The organism is Nostoc sp. (assembly GCF_036917515.1).
Taxonomy (GTDB): domain Bacteria; phylum Cyanobacteriota; class Cyanobacteriia; order Cyanobacteriales; family Nostocaceae; genus Nostoc.
In genome coordinates this window covers 1-15,875 of record NZ_JBALDE010000129.1, presented here as the reverse complement: position 1 = coordinate 15,875, position 15,875 = coordinate 1, and the positions used below count along the sequence as shown (strand labels likewise).

The window sequence follows — 15,875 nt, the reverse complement described above, 5'->3', positions numbered from 1 at the left end:
TCGTGCATCTCCATTTTCTTATTCAACCCTTAACGCCGCTACCAGTTTCTGTAGGTACAATGTAACGTTGTAAAAACAAAAATAGTAATAATACTGGGGCGATCGCAATCACTGAGCCAGCAGCTACCAAACGCCAGTCAAGAGAAAATGTCCCTACTAGCTTTGCAACTCCTAAAGGAAGAGTGTATAAATTTTCGTTTTGGATGATAATTAAAGGCCACAAAAAGTCACTCCAAGCACCAATGAATACAAAAATAGCTAAAGTTACCAGTGCTGGGCGAACTGCCGGTAACATAATGTGCCACCATAATCCTAACTCTGAGCTACCATCCATCCGGGCGGCTTCTTCTATTTCTTTGGGGACACTCATAAAAGCTTGGCGCAACAGAAAAATACCAAAGGCAGAAGCTAAACTCGGAAAAATCATCCCTAAATAACTATTTGTCAAACCTAACTGGACTGTCAAAATATAAAGGGGAATCATCACGATTTGGAAGGGAATCATAATCGTAGAGACGATCGCTACAAAAATCCAGTCTCGCCCCACAAATGACAATCTTGCCAACGGATAGGCAGCTAAAGCGCAAAACAGTAGATTTAAGCCCACAGTCAGTACTGACACCAAGGTACTGTTATACAGGTATTGTCCAAAAGGTAGAGAGTTCCACACACTAGAGAAGTTATTTAGTGTTGGCTGACTGGGTAGCAACTGTGGCGGCGACTGAAAAATATTTTCCGTCGGCGATTTCAAGGCTGTACTAATTAGCCATAGTAAAGGAAAGAGCATCAACAGTGCGATCGCTCCCAACAGCGCATACATTAGCAGAATCTGCGATCGTGATTTTTTCCAGTTCAGCATTTGATTAATAACTTTCCAAGTTTTGTAAATATTTATGACAGCTTACTTTATAAGACTACAACTTGCTTTTTATGTTTTGCACTTGCTCAAATATTTGGTGGATGTTCACCCATTCTCACCCACATTTTCCGCACACGAGTCAATTGCAAACGATTCATTTTTAAAGTAGAAATTGTTGCTCTACCAATGGTTGTAAGCCCTACAATTTCTGTAGTATCTTCACTCCAAGTAAAATGATCTGCCCACAATTGCTGTTGTGGATTAAATAATTTAACCTCATTCTGAGTATTAGGGTCAATTGCTGTTTGACGAGTTGCTTTATAACGATTACAAGATGGGCAAGCCAAGCAGAGATTTTCAAATACAGTTTCCCCACCAGATGACAAGGGAATAATATGCTCAAATTCAAAAGTAGTGACTGTTAAAGCTTCAGCAGTGCGACAGTAAGCGCACAAATTAGCAAAATGACTGCGAATTTTATTTTTTAATTCAATAGGAATGTAAACACTCACGTTGCTTGCTGTTTATTTTGAAAAATATTTAATGTATATATAGCCCTAGTTTTTAGAATATTTAATTGGTCTACTTGCACCAATAATCTGTCTAAAGTTTCAGCTTCTTCATTTGACAAATGATTTTCAGAATTTTTAATTAATAATTCCTGTAATTGGATCTGAGCTTTGGAAGATAAAGAACTTTCTGCTAAGGCTTGCAACTCATGTATGTTTAAACCAATCAATAATTCAGAATCTACAGACAAGTTGGTTAGCTGTTGATAAGTTTCTAAATCTAACAGAACTCCAACTTTTTCTCCTTGTGTATTAGTGACATAGTGAACTGAGTCAGACATGGCTTTACTTGAGAATTTCAATTAATTTTATCGTAACCTTATCTTTACATTTGTTATTTGAAGCGGGAGGCAAATTATGGATGCTGAGGAGTTGTTGAGGAGATATGCTGCTAGAAAGAGGGATTTTAGTGGAGTTAGACTAGAAAGATTTGTGAATCTGAATCCTTCAGCCTTTTTGAGTCAATCCGGTTTCCGTACAAATAGCTTGTAATGGTTTATCCCAAGGCTCAATCGGTATTTGAGATAAATAGGCAAAATCGAAGACAATTCCGATAGTCGGCTTTATCTGCCACTGCGGTAAACTGAGCAAGCGATCGTAATATCCGCCACCATAACCCAAACGAAATCCTTGATAGTCGCAGGCTACACTGGGGACGAGAATCAAATCCACTTCAGCTGCATCTAATATTAGAGCATCGGCGTGCGGTTCAGAAATGCCATAAGCGCCGATTTGGAGAGAATCTTCAGGTGTCCAAATATGCCAACATAGGGATTTATCAACGCAGCGAGGAAATCCCCAACGGTATTTGCTGTCTGTAAATAGTGGACTGAGGTCAGGTTCTTGGCGAAAGCTGAAATAAGCGAGTATTGTTTTTGCTTGGGTAAACAAAGTAGAGTTTTGTAAATGAGAGCATAAACGATCGCTCTTTTCTCTCCATTCTCCAACGGACATTGATTTACGTCTTTTAAGTAAAGTGCCGCGTAATTCTGCTTTATTTAGTTGATGATTTTTGTTCATAAAAATTTATATCGTCAAAAAAATAAGCTGGGTATCGCCCAGCTTATATCACTCTAAATTCACCAGTAAATTGTTATGCAGCGTGTTGACGATACCATTCAATGGTATTTTTTAGCCCTTCTTCAAAGCTCACCTGAGCCGTGAAATTAAAGGCTTGCTTTGCCCGTTCAGTATCTAAACAGCGGCGGGGTTGACCATTAGGCTTATCAGTTTGCCACACAATTTCCCCCTTAAACTCCATCAATTCGCAGATTAAAGTTACTAAATCAAGAATGGAGATTTCATAACCGGTTCCCAAGTTAACTGGTTCCGATTCGTTATAGAATTGAGTTCCCATAACAATCCCCCGGGCTGCGTCTTCTGAATACAGAAACTCACGGGTGGGACTGCCATCACCCCAAACTTGAAGTTGCTTTTCTGCTTTAATTTGGGCTTCGTGAACTTTGCGAACTAACGCTGGAATGACGTGGGAACTTCCAGGGTCAAAGTTATCTTCTGGGCCATACAAATTGACTGGTAGTAGGTAAATCCCATTAAAATCGTACTGCTGACGGTAAGATTGCAATTGAACTAAAAGTGCTTTTTTTGCAATTCCGTAAGGGGCGTTGGTTTCCTCTGGGTAGCCATTCCAAAGATCGTCTTCTTTGAATGGCACTGGAGTAAATTTGGGATAGGCACAGATTGTGCCAACACAAACAAATTTTTCTACACCAGCTTGATACGCAGCGTGAATTAGCTGGGTTCCCATGATCAAGTTATCGTAAAACAACTCTGCAGGTTTTTCGCGGTTTAAACCGATACCACCGACATGAGCTGCTAGATGGATGATTATGTCTTGCTGGTCAACTGCACGCTGGCTATTTTCCCAGACACGTAAATCGGAATCATGCGATCGCGGTATTGTAATTTTCTCGCGATCGGCTCCTGCTTTACACAGTTGATCTGTCACCTGACGACCTAGAAACCCCGACCCACCAGTGACGAGAATCCGTTTATTTTTTAATACTAAGGCGGTCATATTTTATCCTCTGTGATGCGAATCAGAAGTGCAAAGCGCCTAGTTGTTGACGAATAGTGGCAATATCATCTGGAAATTGCGAACCTTTTCCATTGGGTGAAGTATGACCCAATGCTTGTAAGTCTGCTTCTACCATTAAGGAAACTAGTTCTTCAAAAGTTACTGATGGTGTCCAGCCCAAGTTCTGCCGTGCTTTGGTAGAATCGCCAATCAATAGCTCTACCTCAGATGGACGCAGGTAACGCTCATCAAACTCTACATAATCTTGCCAATTAAGATTCACATAACTAAATGCCAGTTCCAAAAACTCCCGCACCGAGTGGGTTTCACCAGTAGCAATTACGTAATCATCTGGCTGATCTTTCTGCAACATCAACCACATTGCTTTGACATAATCCTTCGCATAGCCCCAATCTCGCTTGGCATCTAGATTACCCATGTAAATCTTTTTCTGTTTACCAGCAACGATACCAGCTACCGCTCTAGTAATTTTGCGGGTTACAAAGGTTTCACCCCGCCGTGGTGACTCGTGGTTAAAAAGTATGCCATTACAAGCAAATAAATTATAAGATTCACGATAATTTACAGTTTGCCAGTGGGCGTAAACTTTCGCACAGGCATAGGGACTGCGGGGATAAAAGGGCGTTGTCTCAGTTTGAGGTATTGCTTGTACTAAACCGTACATTTCTGAAGAACCCGCCTGGTAAAATCGCACCTGAATTCCGGTACGATGCTGGTAGTCTCGAATTGCTTCCAACAGACGCAATGTCCCCATTCCTACGGCATCCACTGTGTATTCTGGTGAATCAAAGCTGACTCTAACATGGGATTGAGCGCCGAGGTTGTAAATCTCTACTGGCTTGACTTCTTCTAAAATGCGCCGCAACGTTGTACCGTCTGTCAAGTCACCGTAGTGAAGAAACAAGCGCACTCCCTCTTTGTGGGGGTCTTCGTAAATGTGATCGATGCGGTCTGTGTTGAAGGTAGAAGTCCGGCGAATGATGCCATGAACCTCATAACCTTGTTCCAACAAAAACTCACTTAGATATGAACCATCTTGTCCAGTAATACCAGTAATTAACGCTCGCTTCTGTTGCGTCATGCTCAATTATCCCTTATTGTCTTTGATTAAAAAGTTACAGCTAATCTGATACAACCTAGCAACTAATTGCTGAATTGCCTAATGGGAAACCTACGAGTTCTTGTTGTTATAAGACTTTTTCCATAAATAAATATACTTAATAAACAGTAATTTAATACGTAAGTCCAACCTTAGATAGCTCAAGATTGTTTAATGATGTATATTTTCTTTGCTTTATATATCTTTAGTTTTGTGAAGACTTAATAAAATAGGTATTTTAAATTAGACTTCTGGCAAAAATGCAAATCAGGGGGAAAAGAGTCAAAGATCCATACTTACAGAAGTTTTACTTAAGTAGAAAAGTACAAATTATAGAAAGATGAGCAATTTTTGAGTTTTAGGGGAAGAATTAATACTCAGGGGCATTTAATGCCCCACAGAATTTACCCTAAATATTTACTCAGTATGCACCGTTATTTTTGGGTAAAATTACTACATCAACAGTTTTTAAAATGATCCATAAATCAAGCCAGAAATTCCTAAATTTGACATAATGCAGGTCTATTTGGACTCTCCGATGGTAGGGAATGTCATTACGTCCAGATACCTGCCACAAACCAGTAATTCCTGGACGGATTGTTAAAATCTCATCAATGTGATAACCGTATTTTGGCAGTTCTTCTGCTACCAAGGGTCGGGGCCCAACTACACTCATGTCCCCTTTTAAAACGTTCCAGAACTGGGGAAATTCGTCTAAGCTAGTAATTCGCAAAAATCGACCAATTTTGGTAATTCGGGGGTCTTGTTTCAGCTTAAAACTGCTCTCAAATTCTTGTCGCAATTCGGGCGAGGTTTCCATCATTTGCATGAGGATTTCATCCGCATTGCTTACCATTGTTCGGAATTTAATACAATTAAACGCTTTGTAATTTTTCCCTACTCGTTCCTGGACATAAAAAATTGGGCCTTCTGAGCTAAAGGCAATCAGCAAGGTCAAAATTAAGTAGACGGGAAAGAACAAAATTAATACCGACAGCGAAAACACTATATCGAACAGTCGTTTGGCAAACTCTCCGTTTAAACCCTGAAAAGATAAACCTTTGGGCTTAAGTTTTGGCGTCTTTGTTTTTTGACCGCGTTTTAAGAAACGCGTAGACGCTCTAGTGTCTTGTCGTACGCCTCGCTTGCCGGAGAGGAGTGAGCTCTGGGCAGTCATCATACTCCTTAATAATCCACACCACACATAGTCCCAATATTAAAGCCAAAATGAGGTGCTTCTGGGGGAAATTACCAAAAGCCTAAAAAAATAAGACGTTAACCAACACCATCATTGCAAAAATGGTCTTTTTTCGTTGCATTTGTTTACAAAATCTAGATAACGATCTGCAAAGATTTGCGGTGAAAACTGCGCGGCGTGCGATCGCATATACTCAAAATTAAACGAACCCTCATACATTTCAAACTTTTCTACTGCCTCCACTAAAGCTGCCTCTGTTTGCGTCTTGAAGAATATACCTGTCCCTGTATCCGCACAAGAGCTAATATCTCGCACTGTTTCTAGAGCACCCCCCGCACCATAAGCAATTACCGGCGTGCCACAAGCTTGTGCTTCCACTAGGGCAATACCGAAATCTTCACAAGCTGCATACACAAACGCTTTAGCCCTAGACATATATTTTTTTACCACATTATCGGGTTGCCAACCGAGTATTTGGATATTTGAGTTTGCCATCTCGCGAATCTTGTTCATTTCATCTCCTGTACCAATGACTACTAATGGTCGTTCTAGTTGATTAAAAGCGTTGACAATCAAGGAGATTTGCTTGTAACTCACTAACCGGGAAACTGTCAGGTAAAAGTCCTCTTTCTCAGACAGAAACGGAAATTCCCCAATATTCACTGGTGGGTAAATAACTGTTGCTTCTCGTCGATAGCAACGCCAAATCCGCCGAGCTGTATGTTGCGAATTGGCAATGAAGTAATCAACGCGATTGGCACTCAATACATCCCACTGGCGCAAACGATGTAATAAATACCGTATCACCCACCCAGGTAAACCACTACCCAGTTTGCTGTAGCGCAGATAATCAAAAGTCAAGTCCCAGGCATAGCGCATAGGGCTGTGACAGTAGCAAATATGCATCTGTTCGGGAGTGGTAAGGATTCCTTTGGCAACAGCGTGGGATGAAGACAGAATGACATCGTAATGGCGCAAATCAAGTTGTTCAATTGCCAAAGGCCACAAAGGCAAGTATTTTTGTATACCGTTACGGGCATAGGGAAAGTTCTGGAGAAACGTCTTGCCAATTTGACGCTTATATAAATAACTTTCTCTATTGCTGGATTCAAAATCGATAAGAGCATACAAATCAGCATCAATGTGATTCAAAATTTCTCGGACAACGAGTTCTGAACCACCTGTGGCTTTGGGTGTTAGCCATTCATGAACCAGAGCATATTTCAAGGGCACAGCTAAACAATTCAAAATTCAAAATTCAAAATAGAAGATAGTTTTTTTAGACTCCGACTGAAAAGTTTCCTCTTGTGATTAATTAACCGGAAGTGCTTCAGATTAGCAAATGGGACGGAATCTTTCCCTCAGAGGTTCCAGATGGATACTACAACCTGATAATCTCAGATTGGGAATGGGGAATGGGGCATTGGGCATTGGGCATTGGGTATTGGGCATTGGGTATTGGGGATGGGTTATTCTCCTTGTCTTCTTAGTCCTCAGTCCCCAATACCTACTCCCTGAATGACAACTGATATAGAAAGGGTGAATTTATGCGAATTCTGATTATGGGTGGTACTCGGTTCATTGGTGTCTATTTGACTCAACTATTAGTGGAACAAGGACACGAGGTGGTGCTGTTCAATCGTGGGAATCGGCCAACACCTTCTTTACAGGGAGTAGGACAAATTATAGGCGATCGCACTAATGCTACTCAATTAAAAGAAAAACTATCACAAGAAAACTTTGATGTCATTTTTGACAATAACGGACGGGAACTTACTGATACTCAACCACTAGCAGAAATTTTTCAAGACCGAGTGCAACATTTTGTGTATATGAGTTCTGCGGGGGTGTATCTCAAATCCGATCAATTGCCCCATATAGAAGGCGATGCAGTAGATCCCAAAAGTCGCCATAAGGGTAAACATGAAACAGAAGCTTATCTAACTCAATTGGGATTGCCCTTTACTTCTATTCGTCCTACTTATATTTACGGCCCTCGTAATTATAATGAATTGGAAGGCTGGTTTTTTGACAGAATTGTGCGCGATCGCCCCGTTCCCATTCCTGGAAATGGCTTGCATATCACCCAGTTAGGTCATGTAAAAGACTTGGCACTAGCAATGACTCAAGTTTTGGGCAATAAACAAGCCATAGGACAGATTTATAATATCTCTGGCGATCGCTTTGTCACTTTCGATGGTTTAGCCCGTGCTAGTGCTGTTGCCGCAGGTAAATCACCTGATGCGGTCAAAATCGTCCACTACGACCCGAAAAAGTTTGATTTTGGCAAACGCAAAGCTTTTCCAATGCGGGTGCAGCATTTTTTTGCTTCGGTGAATAAAGCGCAAACAGAATTAAACTGGCATCCTGAATATGATTTGATTTCTGGTTTACAAGACTCTCTGGAAAATGATTATTTGGCTAATGCAAAAGACAAAGCCGAAGTAGATTTCTCTGTAGATGAAGAAATTTTACAAGCGTTGTGAGTAAAGATGTTTAGGGGTACATCGCTGTGTATCCCTACTGGTACGATGCGATCGCATCTTCATAACTCATCAGGGTTAAGGCCTAACTCTCGCAGTTGTGCTGCTAATCGGTTAGCACGTTGACTTTCTCGTTCTAGTGGTGTGGGAAGCCAATTCCCACTTGCATCATACCAACGTAGCCACAATCGTTCAATTTGTTGGTAAGAACCTTGCCAAAGTCCTAAGCCCAGTTCCAAACCCGGCATCCACACCCGTGAGGTACTCAAATCCAATTCGCTGTAGCGGTCTGCAACTAATTGGAATGCTTGGAGTTTGTCAGTGTAGCGGTCAAACACAATATGGTAAGGAACTCGCAAAATCTGCTCATAAACTTCCCATTTAGTCGGCGGTTGGTTAATCTCCCGCAGAGTTTGTCCTAAGTCTTCTTTTTCAGTGTCAGGAGAAAGCAATTCTACCACTACAAAAGGAGCAACCCCTTCTTGCCAGATCACATAACTCAGACGCAAGTTTTGCTGCTCATAGAGACGCGAAACTCCCACAGCAGCAAACCAGTCTGGGCGTTTATACGACAGTGTATGCCGGAGGTCATAGTAAAGGTTTAAGTCAGTGGCTACAAATACCTCCTCTGCTGGATAATTAGGTGGACAGAAGGTTTCGCGCAGAAGTTGGGGTTGAAAAAGGTGAAATTCGTCAGGCAAACCAGAGTCCTCCGGGTATTCACTGGGAAGATCGTACATGGTAGGTAGGACTTCTTTGGGGGAGAGAGGCGGGTCTGTTTGGTACATAAGGGGAATCCTGACCGACTAATTTTAAGTTAACGGATTGCGGTAAAGGTTTGGTCAAAGTCAAAAATATTTTTTTCTACCTGAGAAAGACGCGATAAATTGCGTCTTTAGTTTTTACTAGAACAGGAATGACAATTTTCTCTATTAGTCAGCCAAACGTTTTTTAGAATTGTTTGAAGGCTACTAAAACTAGTTTCTGTAAATGCTGTTATTGGTTGATAAAATGAGCCAAGTTTTGCAATATCCACTCCAAAATGTTCTAGAGTCTCGCGCCCGTTTGGGTGAAGGCCCTATCTGGGATTCTACCCAAAACCTACTGTACTGGGTTGATATCTACAACCATCGGGTACATCAGTTCAATCCTGCTACCGGGAAAGATTTGTTTTTTTATGTGGGAGATGTGGTAGGCGCGATCGCAACCGCAGGTAAAGATAATTTAATTATGGCACTGCGTCATCACCTGGCATTCCTCAATACCCAAACAGGTGAAGTTACGCGAATTTTGGAAATTGAAGGAAATCAGCCAGATAACCGCCTCAATGATGGAAAATGTGACTCCCAAGGCCGCTTTTGGATTGGTTCAATGTGTTCTTTAGAAAAACCTCAAGCTAGCCTCTATCGCTATGACCGTGACGGTTCATTGCATGTAATGGAAACAGGATTGACTCTCTCTAATGGGCTGGGTTGGAGTCCCGATCAAAAAACATTTTATTTGAGTGATTCTCCTCACCAAAAGATATATGCTTACGACTTTAATTCAGTAACGGGTAACATTACTAATCGCCGGATTTTTGTTGATTTAACTCATGAATCTTTTTATCCAGATGGGTTAACAATAGATAGTCAAGGAAATATTTGGTCAGCGATGTGGAATGGGTGGTGTGTGATTCGTTTCAATCCCAAGGGTGAAGAGATATTGCGGATTAATCTACCTGTTCCACTCGTAACAAGTTGTACCTTTGGTGGCGAAGATTTGCAAACACTCTACATCACTACTGCTTCAGTTGAACTCAGCCAAGCCGAGATTGACAAAAGTTTCTACTCTGGTGATTTGTTTGCTCTGCAAACTGATGTTACTGGATTACCTAGCTATAATTTTGAGAAATAAAGTAGTAGCTGTGTTAAGGTGAGCCGCTAAATTGCCTCTCGTATTTGTTCAACTCGACTTTTTACTTGTTTACGAATTCTAAAAATTCTGAGTTTGGAACTTTTGATCTCGAAGTTCCAGGTTCAAAGGTGCAACTTCCGTGTTCAAAGCTGCAACTTCCGAGTTTAAAGCTGCAACCTCCGTGTTCAAAGTTGCAACTTCCGAGTTCAAAGCTGCAACCTCCGTGTTCAAAGGTGCAACTTCCATGTTCAAAGGTGCAACTTCCATGTTCAAAGGTGCAACTTCCATGTTCAAAGGTGCAACTTCCATGTTCAAAGGCTCAACTTCCGAGTTCTAAAGGACTTGCAAATAAAAAAACATCAGTACCATGCAGCTTATTTGATTTCACTTTGAACTTAAAGGTGTATTTTTCCTAGTTACAATACTATATTGCCGTTTCATTAGTGCTAACTTTTTGTGGCAAAAGATAAATACCCCCAGATATTAAAGTCAAGGCAACAGAAATCCAAAAAGCGATCACAGAGGAAGTTTGCCAGACTTCAGGTAGTGGCGCAATTAGAAGTGCGATCGCGATTATTTGACTAACAGTTTTGAGTTTACCCCAAATATTTGCTCCGGTAATTGTCGTTTGATTTACCCGCCAACCAGCGATCGCTAATTCCCGCGCTAAAATCAAAAATACTCCCCAAGCCGACACTTTTCCTAGTTCAATAAAAACCATCAATGGCGCAAGTACCAGAAATTTATCCACTAACGGATCTAGAAACTTACCCAACTCACTAATTTGATTGAGTTTCCGCGCTAAATAGCCATCTAACCAATCCGTTAACGCCGCAACGATAAAAATCGCCAAACATATCCACCTAGCTTGAGGTGTGGGGTTGTACAAGCCATAAAGCAAAAATGGTACACCCAGAAGGCGAGAGAAGGTAATCCAGTTAGGTACAGTCATGGAAAATTAAAAATTAATAAGTGTAAAGCAACAAGCAGCCAAGCAAATATGCAAAATATATGCAGATTAGTGTATCTGAGTGTACCTGCGTGGGAAAATCTGTTTTCTGTAGCTCTCCTAAAACAATACTATGACTGAATACACAGACTCCCAATTCCGCATCGAACGCGATTCGATGGGCGATCGCCAAATTGCTAGTAGCGTTTACTACGGTATTCAAACGCTGCGAGCTATCGAAAACTTTCCCATTAGCGGTATCAAGCCTTTACCTACTTACGTAGATGCTGGATTGATAATTAAAAAAGCTACAGCAATTGTGAATGGAGAACTGAATTGCATTCCCCAAGATATTAGTCAGGCGATTGTGCAAGCAACTGATGAAATCTTAGCTGGGAAGTTCCGCGATCAATTTGTTGTAGATGTTTATCAGGCAGGTGCTGGAACATCCCACCACATGAATGTCAATGAAGTTCTCGCAAATCGCGCCTTAGAAATACTTGGTGAAGAAAAGGGCAATTACAAACGTGTTAGTCCCAATGACCACGTTAATTATGGGCAGTCTACCAATGATGTGATTCCTACGGCAATTCGCATTGGTGGTTTATTGGCATTATCTAAGACATTACACCCAGCAATAGATGGGGCGATCGTAGCTTTAGAAAACAAAGCTGTAGAATTTCAAGATATCGTTAAATCTGGCAGAACCCACTTACAAGACGCTGTACCTGTGCGTTTGGGTGAGAATTTTCGGGCTTGGGCGCAAATTCTTACAGAACACCAAAACCGGATTTATACCGCCTCTGGAGATTTGATGGTACTGGGTTTGGGAGGTAGTGCAGCCGGAACGGGATTAAATACTCATCCTCTGTATCGCGCCCGTGTGGTAGAAGTTCTTTCAGAATTGATTGATACTCCTTTAGAACCTGCACCCCATCTCATGGCAGCTATGCAGAGTATGGCGCCATTTGTGAATGTTTCCGGTGCTTTGCGGAATTTAGCCCAGGATTTAGCCAAAATATCTCACGATTTACGGCTGATGGATTCAGGGCCAAAAACAGGCTTGAAAGAAATTCAACTGCCTCCAGTGCAACCCGGTTCCTCGATTATGCCAGGGAAATATAACCCAGTGATGGCAGAGATGACATCAATGGTGTGTTTTCAGGTGATGGGTTACGACAGTGCGATCGCTTTAGCTGCACAAGCTGGACAATTAGAACTAAATGTGATGATGCCATTGATTGCCTATAACCTAATTCACAGTATCGAAATTCTCGGCAATACCATCGCCGCACTCACCGAACGCTGCATTCAGGGAATTAGCGTTAACCGAGAACGTTGTTTAGCTTATGCCGAAGGCAGTTTAGCTTTAGTAACTGCACTAAATACCCACATCGGTTATCTAAATGCCGCAGCTGTCGCCAAAGAATCTTTAGAAACTGGTAAATCCCTACGGCAGATTGTTTTAGAACACGGATTGATGAGTGAAATAGACTTAGCCACAGTGCTAAATCTAGAACAAATGAGTGGTATCTTACCGCTCAAAACAGAATAATAGGTTATGGGGCATTGGGCATTGGGCACAAGAGGCAGAGGTGGAAAGGGGCAGAGGGGAAAAACTTACTGCAACTTCTCCTCTGCTCCCCTGCTCCCCTGCTTTTCCATTCCCTCATCCCCCCACTCCCTCTATCCCCTATCTATCTATGGATCAAAAATCATCTGTTAGTCTTATTCGGGTTACATCCTACGCAAAAGAGGCTTTACGGGAATCTTTAGTGATTCTCCTGGAACCTTTTGGAGGAATGGCAGCGTTTGTGAAAAAAGGCGATCGCGTTTTACTCAAACCGAATCTACTTACAGGATCGCGTCCTGGGAAAGAGTGTATCACCCGTGCCGAACTAGTTTACGAAGTTGCCCAGATGGTAATTGAGGTTGGCGGTAAACCATTTTTGGGCGATAGTCCTGCTTTTGGCAGTGCCAAGGGCGTAGCAGTGGCAAATGGCTATCTGCCTATTTTAGAAGAACTCAATCTTCCCATCATCGATTTTCATGGTCAGCGTTACCAAACCGTCAGTGACAATTTTTGCCATCTGCGACTGTCTAAAGAAGCAATGGAAGCAGATGTAGTGATTAATCTACCGAAAGTGAAATCACATGCCCAGTTAACATTAACACTGGGCGTAAAAAACTTGTTTGGTTGCGTCCCTGGTAAAATGAAAGCTTGGTGGCACATGGAAGCAGGAAAAGATGCGGACAGATTTGGTGAAATGTTAGTAGAAACTGCCAGAGCAATTAACCCTGACTTAACCATATTAGATGGTATTATCGGTCATGAAGGTAATGGCCCCAGCAACGGGGAACCTCGCCAACTGGGCATTTTAGCAGCCACATCAGATATATTTGCCTTAGATCGGGCAATGGTAGAAATCCTCAATGTTCCTCCTGAACAAGTGCCCACAGTTGCAGCTTCCCAAAGGCTAGGAGTTTGTCCAGAACTTGCTGCCATTGACTTTCCGCATTTAAATCCTGAGTTATTAAAAATAGAAGATTGGCGACTACCAGACAATTTGATGCCCATAGATTTTGGGATGCCACGCGTAATTAAGTCTACGTTTAAGCATCTTTACACCCGATTTATTAAAGAACCAATGAGTGTTTATGGGAGGGAGTAGGGAGTAGGAAGTGAGGGGGAGCAGGGGAGCAGAGGAGAAGTTGCAGTAAGTTTTTCCCCTCTGCTCCTTTGCACCTCTACACCTCTGCCTCTTGTGCCCAATCCCCACTCCCTAATTCCTCACTCCCAATTTAGTGCAACCTTCGTTACAGCAATTTCATTTATCAGGAGAGTAATCTGTAATTACCTCCGATTGCTTAACCAGACCGCCCTATTATAGTTAGTGGCGGTTTTTTTAGATGATTAATTTGTTATACAGTTTCTCGTTTTAAATTTTGATTTATCCAAAAAGTTATACGGATTTAGGATCTGAAAATTTAAATTGGGTATTCTTGGTCAGATATGAGCAAAATTTGGCGATATCCCGATACATCTCTACGCCATCTTCTAAAACATTTTTTACTCTACCTATATATAGATTGACAAAATTGCTGTGTCTTAGGTATATTTGAAAGTTTAAATTTTGATAAATTTTGAAATATTTGTCTAGTGATATCACTAAATCCATGCTGCACAACACAGGTGGTGTATATGAATTTATTCAGTAATTATCATTAGTTATAAAAATCATTCCTACCCATTTTTTCTTTGGTGTCAATTATTTTTGTGTATAACTACCGGATAAAAATCTCAAATACTGACTATTTATCAGTGATTTTGCGGTTTTGTATTCTGTATCACAAATTAGTAATTCTAGTAAAATGACCTTATCAAAGGCTTTATAGAATGTTATAATCATGAAGTATCGGACAAATAGATTTTGCTAATTAATCTTTAAGCAGCGAGAAAATATTGTTTATGATGCTGTTAAAGTTAGCTTGCGTATGCGAACCGTTACACCATACAGGGAAACATGTGACAAATATTAATCACAAAATAAAACATGATTTGTTTACTTGTAACTTGGTATTAAGAATTTCGGGTATAAAAACGCTATTATGACAGTTGAAAAACTGGTTTAGCTTGTAGAATGTTATACATTTTACAAGTTTAAAAACAACTAATAATAGTATTAAGACAGCATTAAAACTCTCAGTCAGAGAGTAGACCTACACAGTGTTACGAAAAACTTCAATTTTGTATGAATTCAAATAGCCAGTCTGCCAATACCGACACATATTCCCAACGTTTGGCAGACATTGTGGGAACTGCGATCGCTCTGTTGACTCTTACCCTACCTGTATTTGTCATCGCCCACTATTCTTCAACTAATGTTCAAAATAACCAACAACCTCTGATCCAAAACATACAAGGAAATCAAGATTGATAAAGCTTCCCCGTAGCATTTCACCAGCAGGAAAGCTACAAAAAGCAGAAAACTGATTTTGAGACAATCTCTGTAGATTTTAAATGTAGTTTATCAGGAGTAAGCTGAATCTGTGTTGTGTGACTCCAGATTTCAGTTGTCTTTACAGAATCGGAGTAAAAATCCATAATAGATAGTAATTAAGGGCAGAGGATATCCCATAATATCCTCTTGGAAAAAGCGTTGCGAGGAAACTTTGCAACGCTTTTTCCATTTTTTGGCTAATTTTAAGAGGCTGTTTGAAAAGTTTTAAGGGGTTAAATTTTATGCTAATCGTTTTTCACCATGATCCGGTTCATGGCAAGGTAAATAAAAGTCTCCGATGTTCCGGTAATAACTCATAGTCTCTAACTAATTGCCGATACCCCATCTCACAATATATACTGAGAAAGCTTTTTTACCATCTCTCCGACTCTTCAAATAACCTCTAAGTTTGATTTGATAATTTTCTAAAATTGCCTTGATGCTAGCTCGCTTGCAATTGCATTTATCAAGAAATATAAGCTAAGTGCAATTATACCTGAAGGTATCTGACAAGAAGGTGTTGGGAGTGATCACTCCCAACATCCTGGTATGGTTTAAAGGGTTTGAAGAGTTTTGAAAAGCCAATTATTTAATTGGTTGAGTTACAGTTCCAGTAATTGGCAGCCGCTCGTTAACTTGTGGTGGGTTGCTGTCAAATCGCTGTGATATTAATACCAATTCTCTAAAATTGGACTACAGATGAGAGAATAAGAATAAACCAGATGAAGGATGAACAATGTCAGGGATATATCAGCTAGAAAT

General features: G+C 40.8%; 17 protein-coding genes. 6 read left to right on the top strand and 11 right to left on the bottom strand.

The features are described from left to right. Nucleotides 1–22: 22 nt before the first annotated feature. The 8 genes from V7K89_RS16695 to V7K89_RS16660 all read right to left on the bottom strand — a co-directional run bounded on the left by V7K89_RS16695 (nucleotide 23) and on the right by V7K89_RS16660 (nucleotide 7,017). Entirely contained in the window at nucleotides 23–859 is an 837-nt protein-coding gene (locus tag V7K89_RS16695) for a carbohydrate ABC transporter permease (protein WP_335188971.1), read from the bottom strand. 86 nt (nucleotides 860–945) lie between these two features. Beyond that, nucleotides 946–1,371, bottom strand: coding sequence for an HNH endonuclease (locus tag V7K89_RS16690; protein WP_335188969.1), 426 nt, complete (start codon nucleotides 1,369–1,371; stop codon nucleotides 946–948). After that, nucleotides 1,368–1,709 carry a hypothetical protein gene (locus tag V7K89_RS16685; RefSeq protein ID WP_335188967.1) on the bottom strand — a complete coding sequence of 114 codons (342 nt, stop codon included), beginning with the start codon at nucleotides 1,707–1,709 and terminating at the stop codon, nucleotides 1,368–1,370. The genes V7K89_RS16690 and V7K89_RS16685 overlap by 4 nt, the downstream gene beginning before the upstream one ends. 166 nt (nucleotides 1,710–1,875) lie before the next feature. Then, on the bottom strand, nucleotides 1,876–2,448 hold the full coding sequence (locus tag V7K89_RS16680) for a 5-formyltetrahydrofolate cyclo-ligase (RefSeq protein ID WP_335188965.1): 573 nt from the start codon (nucleotides 2,446–2,448) through the stop codon (nucleotides 1,876–1,878). Between the two features lie 73 nt (nucleotides 2,449–2,521). After that, nucleotides 2,522–3,466, bottom strand: coding sequence for a GDP-L-fucose synthase family protein (locus tag V7K89_RS16675; protein WP_335188963.1), 945 nt, complete (start codon nucleotides 3,464–3,466; stop codon nucleotides 2,522–2,524). 22 nt (nucleotides 3,467–3,488) lie between these two features. Further along, nucleotides 3,489–4,568 (bottom strand): GDP-mannose 4,6-dehydratase, encoded by a 1,080-nt coding sequence (gene gmd, locus V7K89_RS16670; protein ID WP_335188961.1) that lies wholly within the window; start codon nucleotides 4,566–4,568, stop codon nucleotides 3,489–3,491. A gap of 439 nt (nucleotides 4,569–5,007) precedes the next feature. Continuing rightward, on the bottom strand, nucleotides 5,008–5,763 hold the full coding sequence (locus V7K89_RS16665; protein WP_335188997.1) for a sugar transferase: 756 nt from the start codon (nucleotides 5,761–5,763) through the stop codon (nucleotides 5,008–5,010). Nucleotides 5,764–5,874: 111 nt separating this feature from the next. Beyond that, complete coding sequence (locus V7K89_RS16660) at nucleotides 5,875–7,017, bottom strand: glycosyltransferase (RefSeq protein ID WP_335188959.1); 1,143 nt, start codon at nucleotides 7,015–7,017, stop codon at nucleotides 5,875–5,877. Nucleotides 7,018–7,109: 92 nt separating this feature from the next. Here V7K89_RS16660 and V7K89_RS16655 point away from each other — a divergent pair, with 92 nt between their 5' ends. Then, a complete protein-coding gene (locus V7K89_RS16655; protein WP_335188957.1) occupies nucleotides 7,110–7,274 on the top strand; it encodes a hypothetical protein in 165 nt (54 codons plus the stop codon). Nucleotides 7,275–7,331: 57 nt separating this feature from the next. Continuing rightward, nucleotides 7,332–8,270 carry an NAD-dependent epimerase/dehydratase family protein gene (locus tag V7K89_RS16650; protein ID WP_335188955.1) on the top strand — a complete coding sequence of 313 codons (939 nt, stop codon included), beginning with the start codon at nucleotides 7,332–7,334 and terminating at the stop codon, nucleotides 8,268–8,270. A gap of 59 nt (nucleotides 8,271–8,329) precedes the next feature. On the opposite strand, the gene V7K89_RS16645 is transcribed toward V7K89_RS16650, so the two are convergent. Next, the gene (locus V7K89_RS16645) at nucleotides 8,330–9,055 is read right to left on the bottom strand and encodes a Uma2 family endonuclease (protein WP_335188953.1); all 726 of its coding nucleotides are present in this window, start codon (nucleotides 9,053–9,055) and stop codon (nucleotides 8,330–8,332) included. Nucleotides 9,056–9,278: 223 nt separating this feature from the next. On the opposite strand from V7K89_RS16645, the gene V7K89_RS16640 reads away from it, so the two are divergent. Next, the gene (locus V7K89_RS16640; RefSeq protein ID WP_335188950.1) at nucleotides 9,279–10,163 is read left to right on the top strand and encodes an SMP-30/gluconolactonase/LRE family protein; all 885 of its coding nucleotides are present in this window, start codon (nucleotides 9,279–9,281) and stop codon (nucleotides 10,161–10,163) included. Between the two features lie 78 nt (nucleotides 10,164–10,241). Here the strand turns inward: V7K89_RS16640 and V7K89_RS16635 are convergent, their stop codons facing one another. Beyond that, nucleotides 10,242–10,472, bottom strand: a complete 231-nt coding sequence (locus V7K89_RS16635) for a hypothetical protein (protein WP_335188948.1) — start codon at nucleotides 10,470–10,472, stop codon at nucleotides 10,242–10,244. A 115-nt stretch (nucleotides 10,473–10,587) separates the two neighbouring features. Next, nucleotides 10,588–11,115 (bottom strand): CDP-diacylglycerol--glycerol-3-phosphate 3-phosphatidyltransferase, encoded by a 528-nt coding sequence (pgsA, locus tag V7K89_RS16630; protein ID WP_335188946.1) that lies wholly within the window; start codon nucleotides 11,113–11,115, stop codon nucleotides 10,588–10,590. 130 nt (nucleotides 11,116–11,245) lie between these two features. Between pgsA and V7K89_RS16625 the strand changes: the two genes are divergently transcribed. From V7K89_RS16625 to V7K89_RS16615, 3 genes are all read left to right on the top strand, one after another. Then, nucleotides 11,246–12,667, top strand: a complete 1,422-nt coding sequence (locus V7K89_RS16625) for an aspartate ammonia-lyase (protein ID WP_335188944.1) — start codon at nucleotides 11,246–11,248, stop codon at nucleotides 12,665–12,667. Between the two features lie 148 nt (nucleotides 12,668–12,815). Next, nucleotides 12,816–13,784: a DUF362 domain-containing protein gene (locus V7K89_RS16620; protein WP_335188942.1), complete on the top strand. Its 969-nt coding sequence runs from the start codon at nucleotides 12,816–12,818 to the stop codon at nucleotides 13,782–13,784. Between the two features lie 1,080 nt (nucleotides 13,785–14,864). Then, a complete protein-coding gene (locus V7K89_RS16615; protein WP_335188940.1) occupies nucleotides 14,865–15,050 on the top strand; it encodes a hypothetical protein in 186 nt (61 codons plus the stop codon). Nucleotides 15,051–15,875: the final 825 nt, after the last annotated feature.

What these genes read in the sequence shown, in the direction of transcription:
- V7K89_RS16645 (WP_335188953.1), bottom strand. Translation starts at nt 9,055, where the DNA reads ATGTACCAAACAGACCCGCCTCTCTCCCCCAAAGAAGTCCTACCTACC.
- V7K89_RS16650 (WP_335188955.1), top strand. Translation starts at nt 7,332, where the DNA reads ATGCGAATTCTGATTATGGGTGGTACTCGGTTCATTGGTGTCTATTTG.
- V7K89_RS16675 (WP_335188963.1), bottom strand. Translation starts at nt 3,466, where the DNA reads ATGACCGCCTTAGTATTAAAAAATAAACGGATTCTCGTCACTGGTGGG.
- V7K89_RS16665 (WP_335188997.1), bottom strand. Translation starts at nt 5,763, where the DNA reads ATGACTGCCCAGAGCTCACTCCTCTCCGGCAAGCGAGGCGTACGACAA.
- gmd (WP_335188961.1), bottom strand. Translation starts at nt 4,568, where the DNA reads ATGACGCAACAGAAGCGAGCGTTAATTACTGGTATTACTGGACAAGAT.
- V7K89_RS16620 (WP_335188942.1), top strand. Translation starts at nt 12,816, where the DNA reads ATGGATCAAAAATCATCTGTTAGTCTTATTCGGGTTACATCCTACGCA.
- V7K89_RS16635 (WP_335188948.1), bottom strand. Translation starts at nt 10,472, where the DNA reads ATGGAAGTTGCACCTTTGAACATGGAAGTTGCACCTTTGAACATGGAA.
- V7K89_RS16685 (WP_335188967.1), bottom strand. Translation starts at nt 1,709, where the DNA reads ATGTCTGACTCAGTTCACTATGTCACTAATACACAAGGAGAAAAAGTT.
- V7K89_RS16625 (WP_335188944.1), top strand. Translation starts at nt 11,246, where the DNA reads ATGACTGAATACACAGACTCCCAATTCCGCATCGAACGCGATTCGATG.
- V7K89_RS16695 (WP_335188971.1), bottom strand. Translation starts at nt 859, where the DNA reads ATGCTGAACTGGAAAAAATCACGATCGCAGATTCTGCTAATGTATGCG.
- pgsA (WP_335188946.1), bottom strand. Translation starts at nt 11,115, where the DNA reads ATGACTGTACCTAACTGGATTACCTTCTCTCGCCTTCTGGGTGTACCA.
- V7K89_RS16615 (WP_335188940.1), top strand. Translation starts at nt 14,865, where the DNA reads ATGAATTCAAATAGCCAGTCTGCCAATACCGACACATATTCCCAACGT.
- V7K89_RS16680 (WP_335188965.1), bottom strand. Translation starts at nt 2,448, where the DNA reads ATGAACAAAAATCATCAACTAAATAAAGCAGAATTACGCGGCACTTTA.
- V7K89_RS16640 (WP_335188950.1), top strand. Translation starts at nt 9,279, where the DNA reads ATGAGCCAAGTTTTGCAATATCCACTCCAAAATGTTCTAGAGTCTCGC.